The organism is Sorangium sp. So ce296 (genome assembly GCF_051529605.1).
In the GTDB taxonomy this organism is placed as follows: domain Bacteria; phylum Myxococcota_A; class Polyangia; order Polyangiales; family Polyangiaceae; genus Sorangium; species Sorangium cellulosum_D.
Genome location: NZ_CP150325.1, coordinates 1 through 15,223, shown reverse-complemented (window position 1 = coordinate 15,223; position 15,223 = coordinate 1). Strand labels below are relative to the sequence as shown.

The following is a 15,223-nucleotide window of genomic DNA, read 5'->3' as shown; positions in this document are numbered from 1 at the left end:
CAACCTCGTTCGAGGATCTTACCCGCGTTCGGCCCCGCCGTCGCTGCCCCCGCGAGCGCGCTTGCCGCGTCCTTCGCGGCGTGCGACCGTGGCGCCATGCGTGTCATGATTGCCGGCGGCGGGATCGGCGGTCTGACGGCGGCATTGAGCCTGCAATCGGCCGGCGTGGAGGCGTTCGTCGTCGAGGGAGCGCGCGAGATCAAGCCGCTGGGCGTCGGCATCAACCTGCTCCCGCATGCGGTGCGAGAGCTGGCCGAGCTGGGCTTCGCGGACGCGCTGACGGCGACGGGGATCCCCACGGCCGAGCTGGTGCATTACGATCGGTTCGGCGGCCGGATCTGGGCCCAGCCGCGGGGCATTGCCGCCGGGTATCGCTGGCCTCAGATCTCGATCCACCGCGGCGAGCTCCAGGCGATCCTGCTCGCGGCGGCGCGGCAGCGGCTCGGGGACGCCGGCGTGCGCACCGGGCTCGCGGTCGAGCGGTTCGAGCAGACGGGGGCGGAGGTGCGGGTCTCGCTGCGGGATCGGCGGAGCGGCGAGCTCGAGGTGGTCTCCGCGGACGTGCTCGTCGGGGCGGACGGCATTCACTCGGCGGTCCGCGCGCAGCTCCACCCGGCGGAGGGGCCGCCGCGGTGGAACGGCATTCACATGTGGCGGGGCGTGACCGAGGCCGAGCCGTTCCTCACGGGGCGCAGCATGATCATGGCGGGCAGCAACCGGGCCGCAAAGTTCGTCGCATATCCGATCTCGCGCGGCGCGGAGCTCCGCGGCCGGGCCGCGGTCAACTGGGTGGCGGAGGTGCGCTTGCATGAGGGGGCGACGGTCGCGCCCGCGAGCTGGGACCGGCGAGGTCGCCTGGAGGACGTGCTGCCCCATTTCGCCGCGTGGCGCTTCTCTTGGCTCGACGTCCCGGCGCTCATCGCCGCGGCGCCGGTCCTGTTCGAATATCCGATGGTCGATCGCGACCCGCTGCCGTGGTGGGGCGCTGGCCGGGTCACCCTGCTCGGCGACGCCGCTCATCCGATGTTCCCGGTCGGCTCCAACGGGGCTTCCCAGGCGATCCTCGACGCGCGCGTGCTGGCCTGGCACCTCGCCCGGGCGAGCGATCCGGAAGCGGCGCTGTCCGCGTATGAGGCCGCGCGCCGGCCACCCACGAGCGCGCTCGTCCTCGCGAACCGGGCGATGGGCGCCGAGCGGGTCATCGCGCTGGTGGAGCAGCGAGCGCCCGCGGGTTTTGTGCGGATCGAGGACGTGCTGAGCGGCGAGGAGCTGGAGGAGATGAGCCGCGGCTACACGAGGATGGTCGGAACCGACGTCGAGGAGCTCAACGGCCGGCCGTCGTGGAGCGTGGGTGAGGGGGCGGCGGCGCCGGAAGACGGGGGCGGCGCGCGGTAGCGGGGGCGGCGGCGACCCGCGGCGACCCGACCCGGGTTGGCGACCCGCGGCGACCCGACCCGTGGCGGCGACCCGACCCGGGTTGGGTTGGCGGCGACGACGGCGACCCGACCCGGGTTTGGTTGGCGCGACCTGACCCGGGTTGCGGGGAGACCCGGGTTGCGGGGCCCAGTGACCCGACCCGGGTTGCGGGGACCTCGGACCGGGGTTGAGCGACCAGCGATCCGACCCACGTTGAGGTTGGAGACGCGACCCAGGTTGAGGTCACCCGGCGGTGACCCACGTTGAGGTTGGAGACGCGACCCAGGTTGAGGTCACCGCGGGACCTGGCGGCCGCCACCCGCGGAACGCGGCCGCCACCCCTGAGAGGGTGGTAACTCATCGAAATCATTCATCACGATCCTGGCACGACGTTTGTTTTGTGCGATGACCATGAGCCAGCCTCGCGAGATCGCTCCTGGCGCGACGTATCTGATCACCCGTCGCATCGTGCGTCGGCACCTGCTCCTCCGACCTGATGCGGTCATCAATCAGCTTCTGATCTATGCCCTAGCGATCTCCGCCCGCCGTTACGGCGTCCAGGTCCATGCGCTCTGCGCGATGTCGACGCATCTACACTTGATCGTGACCGACGTGAGGGGCGTATTGCCGCGCTTCCTGCAGTTCTATCATCGCATCGTCGCGCTCGGGACGAAGGTGATCCGCGCATGGGAAGGACCAGTGTGGGACCACGAGGCCCCGAGCGTGGTGCGGCTGCTGACGCCCGCGGCGGTGGTGGAGAAGATCGCCTACGTCCTCGCCAATCCGGTTGCTGCTGGCCTCGTACGGCATGCGCGTGAGTGGCCGGGCGCCAAGGTGGAGGTGGACGAGATCGGCCGAGGCGTGCTGAGCGCGACGCGCCCCTCCGCGTATCTCGATCCGGAAAACCCGCATTGGCCCGAGGAAGTGACGCTTCCGCTCTCGTTGCCGCCGGCGATCGAGCACGACGCGGAGGGCTTTCGTCAACAGGTCGCCGCCGAGCTCAAGCAGCAGGAGGCGCAGGCTCATGCGCAGATGCAGCAGCTTGGCCGTAAGTTTCTGGGGGCGGAGCGAGCCCGTAAGATTTCCCCTTACGTACGTGCTACAAGCTTCGAAGCGCTACGCGAACGCAATCCTACTTTTGCGGTCGGTCGTGAGCAGGGTGATGCATGGCGAATGGCAGGTGCAGCTGTGCGGGCATTTCGCGCGTCATACCGCGCGGCGCTCGAGCGATGGCGCGCAGGCGTACGCAGCGTTTTATTCCCTGCAGGAACGTGGTGGATATATACGTTTCACGGCGCCAGCGTGACGGGCGTCGTTTCCGCGACATGACTGCGGGCCCAAGCAGCTACCAACCCGGCCCAGGTTGAACTCACGAACCCAACCCAGGTTGGAAACCAATGACCCGATCCGCGGGAAGACCATTACGGCGACAACCCGGGTCGGGTCTCCTCCTGGCCTTTTCCGGCCACGATGCCCGCGAAGGCCGCCGCGAAGCGGCGCCGCAAATCCTCGTCCGTGAGCAGCTTGTCGCGCAACGCTCGCGACAGCTCGAGGTGGTAGAATGGCGCGCCCATCTGGCGCGACCACCGAGCCTGCACGTTGGTGGCACCGCCGAGCTTCTTGATGTCGGCGGGGTAGGCGAGGACCTTCCCGTCACTGACGACCGCCCGCAACGGGGCGAGCAGCCGCTCAAGGTTGGCGCCGTGCCCCACGGCGCTTGCGATGGCGGCGGCGTCTGGCGCCGAGCTGTCCTGAAAACCGTGCAGTTGCACCGCCGGCACGCCGGGGAAGCTCTGGAGCAGCGCCCGGTGGGCCGACAGGAAAAACGAGCGCTCGGCATGCGCCACGTCTGCGAAGGCAAGCGTCGCAGCCGGCCGCCCGCGGGCGGCAACGATGTCCCCCCGCGCGCCGCCGCCTGCGCCCTGGACGCCATCGCCGCCGCCCGCGCCTGTGACGCCGGACCCGGCCAGCCCGCTGCCCGCCGTCCGAGCGCCGTCCCCCGTTGCCTGCGTTTCGGCGGCCGCCTCATCCGCGCTGGCGCCGCCCGTTCCTTCGCCTTCGTCGTCTCCGACGGCGTTGCTTGGCTTAGGGCCGCCGCCGTACCGGTGCGACGTGTTGACGATCAGCGCCCGCGCTCGCTGCGCCTCGAAGATGGCGAGCGCGATGGGCAGCGTCCCCTGGTCGAAGAAGGTGTGCGGCGCCTCCACGATGAGCGGCGCTGCTGCTCCTGTGCGCAGCACCACCGCGGCCGCGCCCCGATGGCGCGAGTCGTTCTCGGATAGCACCCAGAGGTCGCGCCCGGGGACCGCCCGCAGCGCGAACCCGGGTGGGGCCGCCGGAGGTGGCTGCCGGTTCTGGGCGGCGACCCCCGCCGCTGCGATCCACATGATGTAAGCGGCCTCTTCCACGTCGTTGGGGGGCTCTGCGATGAGGTGGCGCCCGCCCTTGCGCAACGGGGCAATCTGCTCGTCAAGCGCTTCCCTCTCCCCCCCGTCGGCCGCCTGGACCTCAACCACGGTCGGCACCTCCGTCGGCACCCCCACGGTCCCCACCGCAGAGGCCGCCGGACTCGGCGCCGGGCCCAGAGCGCTCCCGACACTCCGACACACCCCCTGCGAGCACCCGGCGATCGTGAACAGCACCACATAGCCTGCGCTCTTCATGGTCGTCCTCGCCGCCGAAACCTCGACGACGTTTGTACTTTTCTCACGGCACCGCCCGCGAATCCACAATGACGCATTGCGTAACGTCGCTTCGCCTGCTCTTTCGCGGCGGGGGCGGTTTGCGCTAGTAGCACTGCATGCCTCGCCCCTTCGATTCTGTGGAGGCGCCGCCGCTTCCGCAGCAGGCCGGCCGTACGTTTCCGCGCCTCGTTGAGCTGATGCAGCGGCTCCTTGCGCCCGATGGATGCCCGTGGGACCGCGAGCAGAGCTTCGCGACGCTGCGGCGCTACGTGCTCGAGGAGGCCTGCGAGGTCATCGATGCCATCGACGGCGGCGACCGCAAGGAGCTGTGCGCCGAGCTCGGGGATCTCCTGCTCCAAGTCGTCTTCCAGGCCGAGCTCGCCCGGGCCGAGGGGGCGTTCGGCCCCGACGATGTGGTCGCCGCGATCTGCGAGAAGCTCGTGCGGCGCCACCCCCACGTCTTCGCGGACGAGAGCGCCGAGAACGCGGACGAGGTGCTTCAGAACTGGGAGCGCATCAAGGCGGCGGAGCGGGCCCGGCAGGGCAATGATCGCGGGGTGCTCGGCGGCGTTCCCCGCAGCTTGCCGGCGCTGACCCGGGCGCAGCGGGTCGGCGAGAAGGTCGCGCGCGTCGGCTTCGACTGGCCCGACGCGCAAGGCTCGCGCGCGAAGGTCGAGGAGGAGCTCGGAGAGCTGGATCGGGCCTTCGAAAGCGGCGACCCCGCCGCCGTCGAGGAGGAGCTCGGCGACGTGCTCTTCGCGCTCGGGAACCTGGCGCGCCACGCCGGCGTCGACGCGGAGGGGGCGCTGCGCCGCACGATCGACAAGTTCACCCGGCGCTTCGAGCACGTCGAGCGGCGGGTCATCGAGCGGCACGGCGGCTGGCCCGCCAAGGCGTCGGACGACACCCTGACGCTGGAAGAGCTCGACGGCTACTGGGACGAGGCCAAGCGCGGCGAGCGGCGGACCTGAGCGCGGCGTCGAGCTCAACCTCGGTTGGGCGGGGGCGAGCTTAACCCCGGTCGGGCGGCGGCCATGGGCGTCGAGCCCAACCCCGGTCGGGCGGCGGCCGGTCGGGCGGCGGCCATGGGCGTCGAGCTCAACCCCGGTCGGGCGGCGGCGGCCGGTCGCCGGTCGGGCGGCGGCTATGGGCGTCGAGCCCAACCCCGGTCGGGCGGCGGCGGCCGGGTGGCGGCGGGGTCGGGCGGCGGCCGTTGGCGTCGAGCCCAACCCCGGTCGGGCGGCGGTCGCGCGGCGGCCGCACAAACACGCTCCCACAAGCCGTCGAGCTCAACCCCGTCGGCGCGGAGCCTGCGCGAGCAGGCTCTCGGGCGCGCCCGGGCTCAGTCACGCACCGCGGTCAGCACGAAGCGCTCCCGCACGCGCGCCTCGTTCGACTCGTGAAGGACGTGGATCTCGTAACGGCCCGGCTGGGCGACGGCCACGCTGAGCGGCGCGTCGCCGCGGTAGCGCGTGAGCCGATGCGAGCAGCGCTCCTGCTGGCAGTGCTCCTCCAGCGCCCCGCCCTCGCCGTCGGGCAGCCGCACGCGCACGTGCTCCGGGACCTCGAGGTGAACCACCGCCGGCTCCTCGGCGTGGCGGTGCGTCCACAGATCGAGGTGCATCCACGCGTGACCGTCGTCCGGCAACGCGACGGCGCGCTCCTCGGAGCGCTCGATCGCGGGAGAGCTCACGCCGCCCCCGCCGCCCGCCAGAACGACGGCGGCCGCCAGCGCGGCGAGCGCCGGCGCGGCGATGATCGCTCCCCATCGCCAGGGGCTCCGCGCCCGCTGCGATCGCTTGCCGCCCTCCGCCCCCGGGCGCTCCGGCCGCTCGGGGAGCTTGCCGAGCGCGCGCTCGACGAGCGCCTCGGGGGGGCCCATCGCGCGCAGCGCCCGCATGCTCGCCGCGAGATCCTGCGGAATCGGAGGCACATCGTGGTCCTGTCCGCTCACGTCGACCCCTCTCGCGCCGCGACGACGAGTTGCGCCGCCACGCGCTCGTATGCATCGCGCAGCCGCGCGCGCCCCCGGGCGTGGCGGCTCTTCGCCGTCCCCTTGGGGATTCCGAGGAGCTCGGCCACACTGTCATAACCGAGCTCCTCGATGTCGCATAGCACCACCACGGTGCGGAATTCCTCGGGCAGCTCCTGAAGGCACGCGAGGAGCACCTCCGTGTCCTGGCTCAGGATCGCGGCCGCCTCCGGGCTCGAAGCATCGGCGCGAGGCAGGATGCCGAGCGCGTCGGTGCAGACGTCGACGAGCCGCTCGAGCAGGCCGCGGCGCCGCGCCTCGGTCCGGTAGGCCTCCAGGTACTCGTGCCGAGCGATCCCGCAGAGCCACACCCCGAGATCCGCGCGCCCCTCGAACGACGCCGCGTTCAGGTACGCCTTGAGCAACGCATTCTGGAACAGATCGTCCGCCTGATCCCGGGTGCCGCAGAGGGAAATGCAAAATCGGTAGAGGCGCGGGAGCACCGGGCGCACGGCCGACTCGAACTGCGCGCGCGATTCGCCGAGGAGGGGTCGCGATTCGGTCATGAGGGCCGTTCGAGCGCCTGGAGCGTCGAGGCCCGGAACTCTAGCGTGGAATGGACGGCGGGGAAGAGCCCGCCGCTCGCGCCACGGCGGGGCGAGCAGCGGCGCCTCGAGCAGGGGAGCGCTGTACATCGACGCCCCCTAGGACGGAACGGGCCCCCGCGCAGGTTCCTGCACATCGCATGAAATCGTCACCCCCGTCGGGAACCTGGGGGCGAGTGGTCCCGTCCTGGGGCGTGTTCTGACGAACAGCGGGCCCACAGGGTACCCGCGTCTCCGAGGGCCGACCACCCCATGTCCAACCCGATAATTTCTTCAGGCGCGCCGGCGCAGGCGCCCGCGTCCGCCTCGTGGAAGAACGACCTCGTCTCAGGCTTCCTCGTCTTCCTGATCGCCCTGCCGCTCTGCCTCGGCATCGCCATGGCGAGCGGGTTCCCGCCCATCGCCGGCGTGCTCACCGCCGTCGTCGGCGGGATGGTCGCCACCTGGCTCGGCAGCGCGCCGCTGACCATCAAGGGACCGGCGGCGGGCCTCATCGTCATCGCCCTGGGCGCCGTGCAGGAGCTCGGCGGCGGCGACAACGCGGTCGGATACCGCCGCGCGCTCGCGTGCATCGCTGTCGCCGCGCTGACACAGATCGCCTTCGCGCTGGCGCGCGCCGGCAAGCTCGGCGACTTCTTCCCCGTCTCGGTGGTGCACGGCATGCTGGCGGCCATCGGGATCATCATCTGCTCGAAACAGATCCACACGCTCGTCGGCGTCACGCCCGCGGCGAAAGAGCCGTTCCACCTGATCCTGGAGATCCCGCGCAGCCTGTCCCGGCTGAACCCCGAGATCGCCCTGATCGGCGTCCTCTCGCTGGTCATCCTCTTCGGCTATCCGGCGATCGCTAAGAGATCGCGCTTTCTGCAGAAGATCCCTGCGCCGATGCTGGTGCTGGCGCTGTCCGTGCCGCTCGCGTACGTCTTCGATCTCGAGCACGAGCACACCTACACGCTCGCGGCGACCCACACGACGTACGCGATCGGGCCGAATTTTCTGGTCAACCTGCCGGGCAACCTCCTCCAGGCGATCGTCTTCCCCGACTTCAGCCACGTCGGCACGCCCGCGTCAATCAAATACATCGTGATGTTCTCGCTGGTGGGCAGCATCGAGTCGCTGCTCTCGGCGAAGGCCGTCGACTCGCTCGATCCCGCGAAGCGCCGCTCCGATCTCGACCGGGACCTGCTCGCCACGGGCGTCGGCAACCTCATCGCGGGCCTGCTCGGCGGGCTGCCGATGATCTCCGAGATCGTCCGCAGCTCCGCCAACATCGGCTACGGCGCGAGGAGCCGCCTGTCGAACTTCTTCCACGGCACCTTCCTCCTGCTCTTCGTCGCCTTCGCGCCGGGGCTGATCCACCGGATCCCCCTCGCCGCGCTCGCCGCCATGCTCACGTTCACGGGCATCCGCCTCGCGTCCCCCAAGGAGTTCGTGAGGACGCTCCGCATCGGCAGGGAGCAGCTCATCATCTTCGGCACCACGGCCGCGTTCTGCATCGCCTCCGATCTGCTCGTCGGGGTCGCGGCCGGCGTCGCCGTGAAGATGCTCATCCACGTGATCAACGGCGCGCCGCTGCGCGTCCTCTTCCGGCCCGACGTGGAGGAGCGCGCCGAGGGAGGGCGCGTCGTGCTGCGCGTCAAGCACGCAGCGGTCTTCAGCAACTATCTCAGCATCCAGCGGAAGCTCGCGAGCCACGCGAGCGCCTCCAGCATCGAGATCGACTTCGCCGAGGCCCGCCTCGTCGATCACACGGTCATGTCCAACCTGCACGAGCTGGAGGCCGTGATGAAGCGAGACGGGCGGACATTGACCCTCTCGGGCCTCGGCGATCACTTCCAGCTGTCGTCCCATCCGCTCTCGGCGAGGAAGAGGACCATCATCAGCCCCGTCGCCCAGCGCTGAGCCGAGGCGATGCACGGCCGCCGCGGCCGCGCGTCGCGGGTGACGCCCCAGGAACCACCTTACCTCCGGGATCGCCATGGACAGCGAGCTCTCTCAGGATCTCCGCGCGAGCGCCGCGCGACAGGCGCGCCTCTGCGACGTGGTCGAGCACGCCGGGCACTTCCTGCCAGCGCAGGGGCCCATCGGCGTGTTCGTCCACCACAACACGCTGCACGCCTTCCAGCACCTGCCGTTCCACGACGCGCTCGCCGCGGCGAGCGCCATCTTCGAGGCCGAGCCGTACCTCTCGGAGGCGGATTATCGCGCGCACATCGCCTCGGGGCGGATCGACGGCGAGGACCTCGAGGCGGCCCTCGCGGCGCGCTTCTCCGCGCTCCCGGACGAGCGGCGAGGCCCGCTGTCCCGGCACGAGATCGAGCGGATCGCGCTGCGCTATCCGATCGAGGCGGAGACCGCGGCGGGCCTCGCGTGGCGCATCGCCGAGGCGGGAGAGACGCGGCGGCTCCGGGCCGACGTCCCCGCCGAGCGGCGCTGGCGCATCCTGGAGAGCACGGAGCGCTGGCTCGAGGCGCGCCCCGAGACCGCGGCGCGCCTCCGCGACCAGGGCGGCCTCGATCCGGAGTCGCGCGCCGCGCTCGCGCTCTGGGACGCGTGCCGCGCCGTGCAGCTGCCGCCCGCCCCGCCCGCGGAGCCGCCGCTCGTCGACCGCGTGGGCGAAGGCCGGTCGCACCGCGATCTGCTGCTCGCGCTGGCCGGCGAGGATCCGGCCGAGCTCGTCGATCCGCTCCTGATCCGGCTCCTCGCCGCTTACCTCGACGAGGGCGTCGCGCACTGGGTGATGCCCGATCGAGCGCAGGGGCTGTGGCGCTGCTTCCGCGACATGGCGCTCGAGGGCGCGCGGCTCGCTGCCCCGGCTTTCCGGGGGCTCGACGAGGAGCTCCGCCTGCTCGACGCGGCAGGGCTCCCGCCGCCCGCGATCGCCGTCCGCGCCCTCGAAGAGCTCGGGGTGCCCGAGGATCGCTGGGAGGGATACGTGACCCGCGTGCTGCTCGAGCTCCCGGGCTGGGCCGGCATGATCCACCGCCTCGAGCACACCCCGGACGATCGTCCGCCGGGATCGCCGCCCGCGTCGCTGGTCGAGTACCTCGCCGTCCGCCTGACCCTCGCCCGGTACGCGTTGCGCGACGTCGCGCGCCGGCGGCTCGGGTACGCGGGGCCCCTCGCCGGGCTCGTCGAGCACGCCCGGCGCACCGCGCGGCCGCCGGCGCCGCCGCCCTGCTCGCCCGACCACGATCGGCCGTTCCGCCTGTTTCAGCTCGCGCAGCTCGCCGGCCTGTCGGCCGCCGAGATCGCGCCGCTGCCCGTGGCGGATCGCGTCTGGGCGCTGTCGGCGCTCGAGGCGTTCGACGCGATCGCGCGGCGCCGCGTCCTGCACGAGGCCTACGAGCATCACCACCGGGTCGAGGCGCTGCACGGGATCGCCGTGAGCCTGCGCCGCCCGGAGGAGGAGCGCGCGGTGAAGGAGCCCCGCTTCCAGGTCGCCTTCTGCATCGACGATCGCTGCGAGGGGCTCCGGCGCCATTTCGAGGAGCTCTCTCCGCGGCACGAGACCCTCGGCGTGGCCGGGTTCTTCGGCGTGCCGATCCGCTACCGCGGGCTCGACGACGCCGGCCACGCGAGCCTCTGCCCGGTCGGGGTGGAGCCGGCGCACGAGATCGTCGAGCGGCCGCACGAGGAGGAGGCGGGCCGCCGACGGCAGGCCCGCCGCAGGCGCTGGGCGCGGCTCCTGCACACGCTCGGGCGCGGCTCGCGCACCCTGGCGCGCGGCGTGCTCCTCACGCCGACCCTCGGCCTGCTCTCCACGATCCCGCTCGTCGGACGCATCCTGTTCCCTCGGGCGACGGCGCGGCTGCGCCGCGCGCTCGAGCGGCGCCTGCTCCCGGCCGTGCCGACGCGGCTCCTCAGCCCGCACGACGAGGGCTCCGCCGCGGCCGGCTCCGCCGCGGCCGGCGCGGGGCGGCCGTTCACCGCCGCCGAGAAGGCGGCCCGGGTGGCCGTCACGCTGGAGAACATGGGGCTCACCCGCGGCTTCGCGCCGATCGTGGCGGTGCTCGGCCACGGATCGACCAGCGTGAACAACCCGCACCAGTCGGCGTACGACTGCGGCGCCTGCGGCGGCCGTCACGGCGGCCCGAACGCGCGGCTGTTCGCGTCCATGGCGAACGACCCGGAGGTCCGCGCCCTGCTCCGCGGCCGGGGGATCGACATCCCGGACGGGACCTTCTTCGTCGGCGGCATGAACAACACGACGACGGACGAGATCGTCCTCTACGACCAGCACCTCGCGCCGGCGTCGCACCGCGCCGAGCTCGCGGCGCTCTCCGGCGCCCTGGACGCGGCGCGCGCGCTGCACGCGCACGAGCGCTGCCGTCGCTTCGCGTCGGCGCCGGCCGAGGGCGGCCCCGCGCGGGCGCTCGCGCACGTCGAGTCGCGCGCCGCCGACCTCAGCGAGGCCCGGCCCGAGCTCGGGCACGTGACCAACGCCGTCTGCGTGGTCGGCCGCCGCGCGCTCACCCGCGGGCTGTTCCTGGATCGCAGGGCGTTCCTCGTCTCGTACGACCCGACCCAGGACCCGAGCGGCGCGATCCTCGAGCGCATCCTGCTCGCGGTCGGCCCGGTCGGGGCGGGGATCAACCTCGAGTACTACTTCTCCTGCGTCGACAACCGCCGCTATGGCGCCGGCACCAAGCTGCCGCACAACCTGGTCTCGCTGCTCGGGGTCATGGAGGGATCGCTGAGCGACCTGCGCACCGGGCTGCCGAAGCAGATGATCGAGATCCACGAGCCGGTGCGCCTGCTCGTCGTCGTGGAGGCGAGCACGGAGACGGCCGCCGCGCTCTGCGCGCGGCAGCCGGCCCTCCGCGAGCTCATCTGCAACGGCTGGATCCAGCTCGCCTGCGTCGATCCGGACACGCGCCGGATCGCCCATTTCACGGGGGACGGCTTCGCGCCGTTCTCGCCCCCGGACGACCCTTTGCCCGAGGTCCAGCGCTCCGCCGACTGGTACGCCGGGCGGTCCGGCTTCGTCCCGCCTGCGCTCATCCGCGCCGCGTCCACGCGGCCACGCGAGGTCGCCCACCATGCTGTCTGACGTGCTGCTCGGCGAGCTCGCCGCGCTTGCTGTGCTCTCCCCGGCGGCGGCCTTCGCCGCGCTCGGGGCCTACCTGCTGCTCCTCCGCACGCCGAGCGAGCGCGTCGTCTCGCGCGCCGTGCTGTCCGCGCTCTCGGTCTCGCTCGCGGCGTCGCTGGCGATCTGGGGCTCGGCCGTCGCGGCGCCCTACGCGTTCGTCCCGGTGAAGCTCGGCCACTGGTTCGCGACCAGGAGCTACGCGTTCGAGCTCGTCCTGCTCGTCGATCGGCTGTCGGCGACGATGATGGTGCTCGTCTCGCTGATCGCGCTCACGGTCGGCCGGTTCTCGGTGGCGTACCTGCACCGCGAGCCGGGGTTCGCGCGGTTCTTCCTGCTCCTCGCGCTGTTCTCGACGGGCATGCTGGCGCTCGTGTCGGCGGGCACCGTCGATCTGCTCTTCGCCGGCTGGGAGCTCGTCGGCGCGACGAGCGTGCTGCTCGTGGCCTTCTTCCACGAGCGCGAGGCGCCGCCGCGGGCCGCGGTGCGCGTCTACATCACCTACCGGCTCTGCGACGTCGGGCTGCTCGGGGGCGCGGTGCTCATGCACGATCTCGCCCACTCCTCGCAGTGGGGCGAGGTGTTCGGCGGCGCCCCCTGGCCCGGGGCCGCGGCGTCGCTCGGCCCCGGCGCGGCCACGGCGCTCGCGCTGTGCCTGTTCCTCGCCGCCATGGGCAAGAGCGCGCAGTTCCCGCTGGGGAGCTGGCTGCCGCGGGCCATGGAGGGGCCGACGCCGTCGAGCGCGCTCTTCTACGGCGCGATCTCGGTGCACGCGGGGGTGTACCTGATGCTGCGCGTGGCCCCGCTGCTCCAGCGCTCGCCGGCCGCGAGCGCGGTGATCGCCTGCGTCGGGGCGGCGACGGCCGTCTACGGCACGACGGTGGGGCGCGTGCAGGCCGACGTGAAGAGCGCCCTGGCGCACGCGACGATGACGCAGGTGGGGCTCATGTTCGTGGAGATCGGGCTCGGGCTCTACTGGCTCGCGCTCGTCCACCTGTTCGCGCACGCGTGCCTGCGCTGCCTCCAGATGCTGCGCGCCCCGTCGGCGCTCCGCGACGCGCAGGAGATCCGGGCCGCGCACGCTGGCGAGCCGCTGCCGCCCCTCGGGCTCGCCGCCCGCGTGCTGCCGGCGGCGCTCGTGCGGCGCGCGTACTGGCTCGCGCTCGATCGCTTCCACCTCGAGGCGCTGCAGGAGCGGCTCGTCGCCGCGCCGCTGATGCGCCTCGGGCGCGTGCTCGACCGGCTCGAGCGGCGGTGGGTGGCGGCGCTGAGCGGCTGGCCCGAGCGCGCCGCCGTCGAGCCGGGGGAGCCGGACGCGCCCGGCGCACCCGAGCGCGCGATGGCCTTCGAGCCCGCCGCGAGCGACCGGAAGGGGGCGCGGACGTGAGCGCCTTTCCGCTCCTCGTGGCGCTCGTCCTCACGCCGGCGGTCGCGGCGCTCTTCGCCTCACGGGCGCGCAGCGACGAGGGCGCGCGCCGCGCGGCCGTCGTCGGCGCGGCGCTCACCCTGCTCCTCTCGCTCGCGCCGCTCGCGCTCTCGCGCGCCGGCGTCGCGCTCGCCGCCGGGGGGCCCGCCCTGCCGCTCCTCGGCGCGCGCCTCCGGCTCGGCGTCGACGGCTACACCATCGCCCTGCTCCCGCTGCTCGGCTTCGTCCTGCTCGCCCTGGTCGCCGCGGGCCCGCGCGCCGCGGTCGATCGGCCGGCCGCCACCGCGCTGCTCGCCACCGGGAGCGCCATCCTCGGCGTCTTCTGCGCGCTCGACCTCGCGGTGCTCGCGGTTGCGTGGATCGCCGCGCTCGTGCCGATCGAGCGCCTGATCGCCAGGAAGGGCGGCGCCCTGGACCCGCTCCTCCGGCGCACCTGCCGCATCTTCCTGCTGGGCGGCACGGCGCCGCTCGCCCTCGCGATCGGCGCGATGGCCGCGCTCGCCGCGCGCCGCGGCGCGGCCCTGCCGTTCGACATCGAGGAGATCGCCCGCGCCGGCGTCCCCGAGGCGTGGCAGTCGCCGCTCTTCGCGCTCGTCGGGATCGCCGTGCTGATGCGCATGGCCGCCGTGCCGTTCCACGGCTGGCTGCCCGTGCTGCTCGAGCGCGGGCCGCTCGGCGTCACCGTCCTGCTCGCCGAGATGCAGGTCGGCGTCTGCGTGCTCCTGCGCGTCGGGGCGGCGCTCCTGCCCGCGGGCTGCGCCGAGGGCATGCCCATCCTCGCCGTCCTCGGCCTGGTCAGCGCCCTGCACGGCGCCGTGCTCGCGCTCGTCCAGACCGATCTGCGCCGGATGCTCGGCTACCTCGTGGCGAGCCAGAAGGGGCTCGTGCTCCTCGGGCTCGCCTCGCTGAGCCGGGAGAGCGTGAGCGGCGCGCTCCTCCAGAGCGTCGCCTCGTCGATCGCGCTCACCGGGCTCGCGATGGTCATCGGAGCGCTGGAGGCGCGCGCCGGCACGGCCGACACGCGGGCGCTCGGCGGCCTCGTGGCCCGGACGCCGCGCATGGCCGCCTTCTTCTTCCTGCTCGCGTGCGCGGCGATCGGCATGCCGGGGGCGCTCTCGTTCGTGAGCGAGGACCTGCTCCTGCACGGCATCTTGCACGTCCACCCCGTGCTCTCGGTGCTGGCGCTGACGGCGGCGGCGCTCAACGGGATCACGCTGTTCCGCGCGTTCCAGCGCGCCTTCCTCGGCCCGCTGCGGCGCCACCTGCAGGGCGCTTCGGTGGAGGCGCTCCTGTTCCGCGAGCGGGCGTTCTTGCTGGCGACGGTGGCGCTCACCGTGGTGCTCGGCGTAGCGCCGGGGCGGCTGCTCGCGCTGCACGAGCCGATGGTCGACAAGGTCCTCCACGGCGTCGCCCACGCCGCGGCGGCGCGCGCCTCGGCGGCGGCGAGCCGCCGCGCCGTCGCCGATTCTGGCCTGGGCTCCGCGTCCGCGGGGGCGGGCCTCGCGGGCGCGCAGCGCGCGCCGGCGCCGGGCGTGGCTCAGAGCAGGTAGCGCTCCCCCGAGTCGGGCAGGACGGTCACGATCGTGCCGTGCACCTTGCGCGCGATCTCCACGGCGGCGTGGACGTTGGCGCCCGAGCTCGGCCCGACGAGGAGGCCCTCCTCGCGGGCGAGCCGCCGCCCCATGCGGGACGCGGCCGCCTCGGTCACGGTGAGGATCTCGTCGATCAGCGAGCGCTCGAGGATCGCCGGCACGAAGCCGGGGCCGAGGCCCTGGATGCCGTGGGCGCCGGGCCCGCGGCCCGAGAGCACGGCGCTCTTCGCCGGCTCGACGGCGCAGATGCGGACCGCGCTGCCGAGCCGATCCCGGAGCACGCGCCCGCAGCCGGTCAGGGTGCCGCCGGTGCCCACGCCGGCGACGAACGCCGCGATGTCGCCGCCGGTCTGCTCGAGGATCTCGAGGCCCGTGGCGCGCGCGTGCGCGCCGGGGTTCGCCGGGTTCTGGAACTGCTGGCTCATCCAGGCGCCGGGGT

Annotated in this window: 11 protein-coding genes; 7 read left to right on the top strand and 4 right to left on the bottom strand. The window is 73.2% G+C overall.

What is annotated here, in order from left to right; translation table 11 throughout:
* Positions 1-96: 96 nt before the first annotated feature.
* Positions 97-1,395: a flavin-dependent oxidoreductase gene (locus WME98_RS00055; protein WP_437949338.1), complete on the top strand. Its 1,299-nt coding sequence runs from the start codon at positions 97-99 to the stop codon at positions 1,393-1,395.
* A 432-nt stretch (positions 1,396-1,827) separates the two neighbouring features.
* The gene (locus WME98_RS00050; protein WP_437954148.1) at positions 1,828-2,745 is read left to right on the top strand and encodes a transposase; all 918 of its coding nucleotides are present in this window, start codon (positions 1,828-1,830) and stop codon (positions 2,743-2,745) included.
* Positions 2,746-2,837: 92 nt separating this feature from the next.
* Here WME98_RS00050 and WME98_RS00045 read toward each other — a convergent pair whose 3' ends face one another.
* Positions 2,838-3,932, bottom strand: a complete 1,095-nt coding sequence (locus WME98_RS00045) for a hypothetical protein (RefSeq protein WP_437949337.1) — start codon at positions 3,930-3,932, stop codon at positions 2,838-2,840.
* A 365-nt stretch (positions 3,933-4,297) separates the two neighbouring features.
* Between WME98_RS00045 and mazG the strand changes: the two genes are divergently transcribed.
* On the top strand, positions 4,298-5,071 hold the full coding sequence (mazG, locus tag WME98_RS00040; RefSeq protein ID WP_437949336.1) for a nucleoside triphosphate pyrophosphohydrolase: 774 nt from the start codon (positions 4,298-4,300) through the stop codon (positions 5,069-5,071).
* Positions 5,072-5,442: 371 nt separating this feature from the next.
* Here the strand turns inward: mazG and WME98_RS00035 are convergent, their stop codons facing one another.
* A complete protein-coding gene (locus WME98_RS00035) occupies positions 5,443-6,033 on the bottom strand; it encodes a hypothetical protein (protein WP_437949335.1) in 591 nt (196 codons plus the stop codon).
* 17 nt (positions 6,034-6,050) lie between these two features.
* Positions 6,051-6,638, bottom strand: coding sequence for an RNA polymerase sigma factor (locus WME98_RS00030; RefSeq protein WP_437949334.1), 588 nt, complete (start codon positions 6,636-6,638; stop codon positions 6,051-6,053).
* Between the two features lie 291 nt (positions 6,639-6,929).
* Between WME98_RS00030 and WME98_RS00025 the strand changes: the two genes are divergently transcribed.
* The 4 genes from WME98_RS00025 (at position 6,930) to WME98_RS00010 (ending at position 14,742) form a co-directional block, all read left to right on the top strand.
* Entirely contained in the window at positions 6,930-8,579 is a 1,650-nt protein-coding gene (locus WME98_RS00025) for a SulP family inorganic anion transporter (protein ID WP_437949333.1), read from the top strand.
* Between the two features lie 76 nt (positions 8,580-8,655).
* Positions 8,656-11,730 carry a YbcC family protein gene (locus tag WME98_RS00020; RefSeq protein ID WP_437949332.1) on the top strand — a complete coding sequence of 1,025 codons (3,075 nt, stop codon included), beginning with the start codon at positions 8,656-8,658 and terminating at the stop codon, positions 11,728-11,730.
* Positions 11,720-13,153 (top strand): proton-conducting transporter transmembrane domain-containing protein, encoded by a 1,434-nt coding sequence (locus WME98_RS00015; protein ID WP_437949331.1) that lies wholly within the window; start codon positions 11,720-11,722, stop codon positions 13,151-13,153. Before WME98_RS00020 ends, WME98_RS00015 begins: the two co-directional genes overlap by 11 nt.
* Complete coding sequence (locus tag WME98_RS00010) at positions 13,150-14,742, top strand: complex I subunit 4 family protein (protein ID WP_437949330.1); 1,593 nt, start codon at positions 13,150-13,152, stop codon at positions 14,740-14,742. Before WME98_RS00015 ends, WME98_RS00010 begins: the two co-directional genes overlap by 4 nt.
* Here WME98_RS00010 and WME98_RS00005 read toward each other — a convergent pair.
* Positions 14,730-15,223, bottom strand: a 494-nt coding sequence (locus WME98_RS00005; protein ID WP_437949329.1) for a PLP-dependent cysteine synthase family protein, incomplete at its 5' end; no start/stop codon positions are given. The two genes, WME98_RS00010 and WME98_RS00005, sit on opposite strands and share 13 nt — an antisense overlap.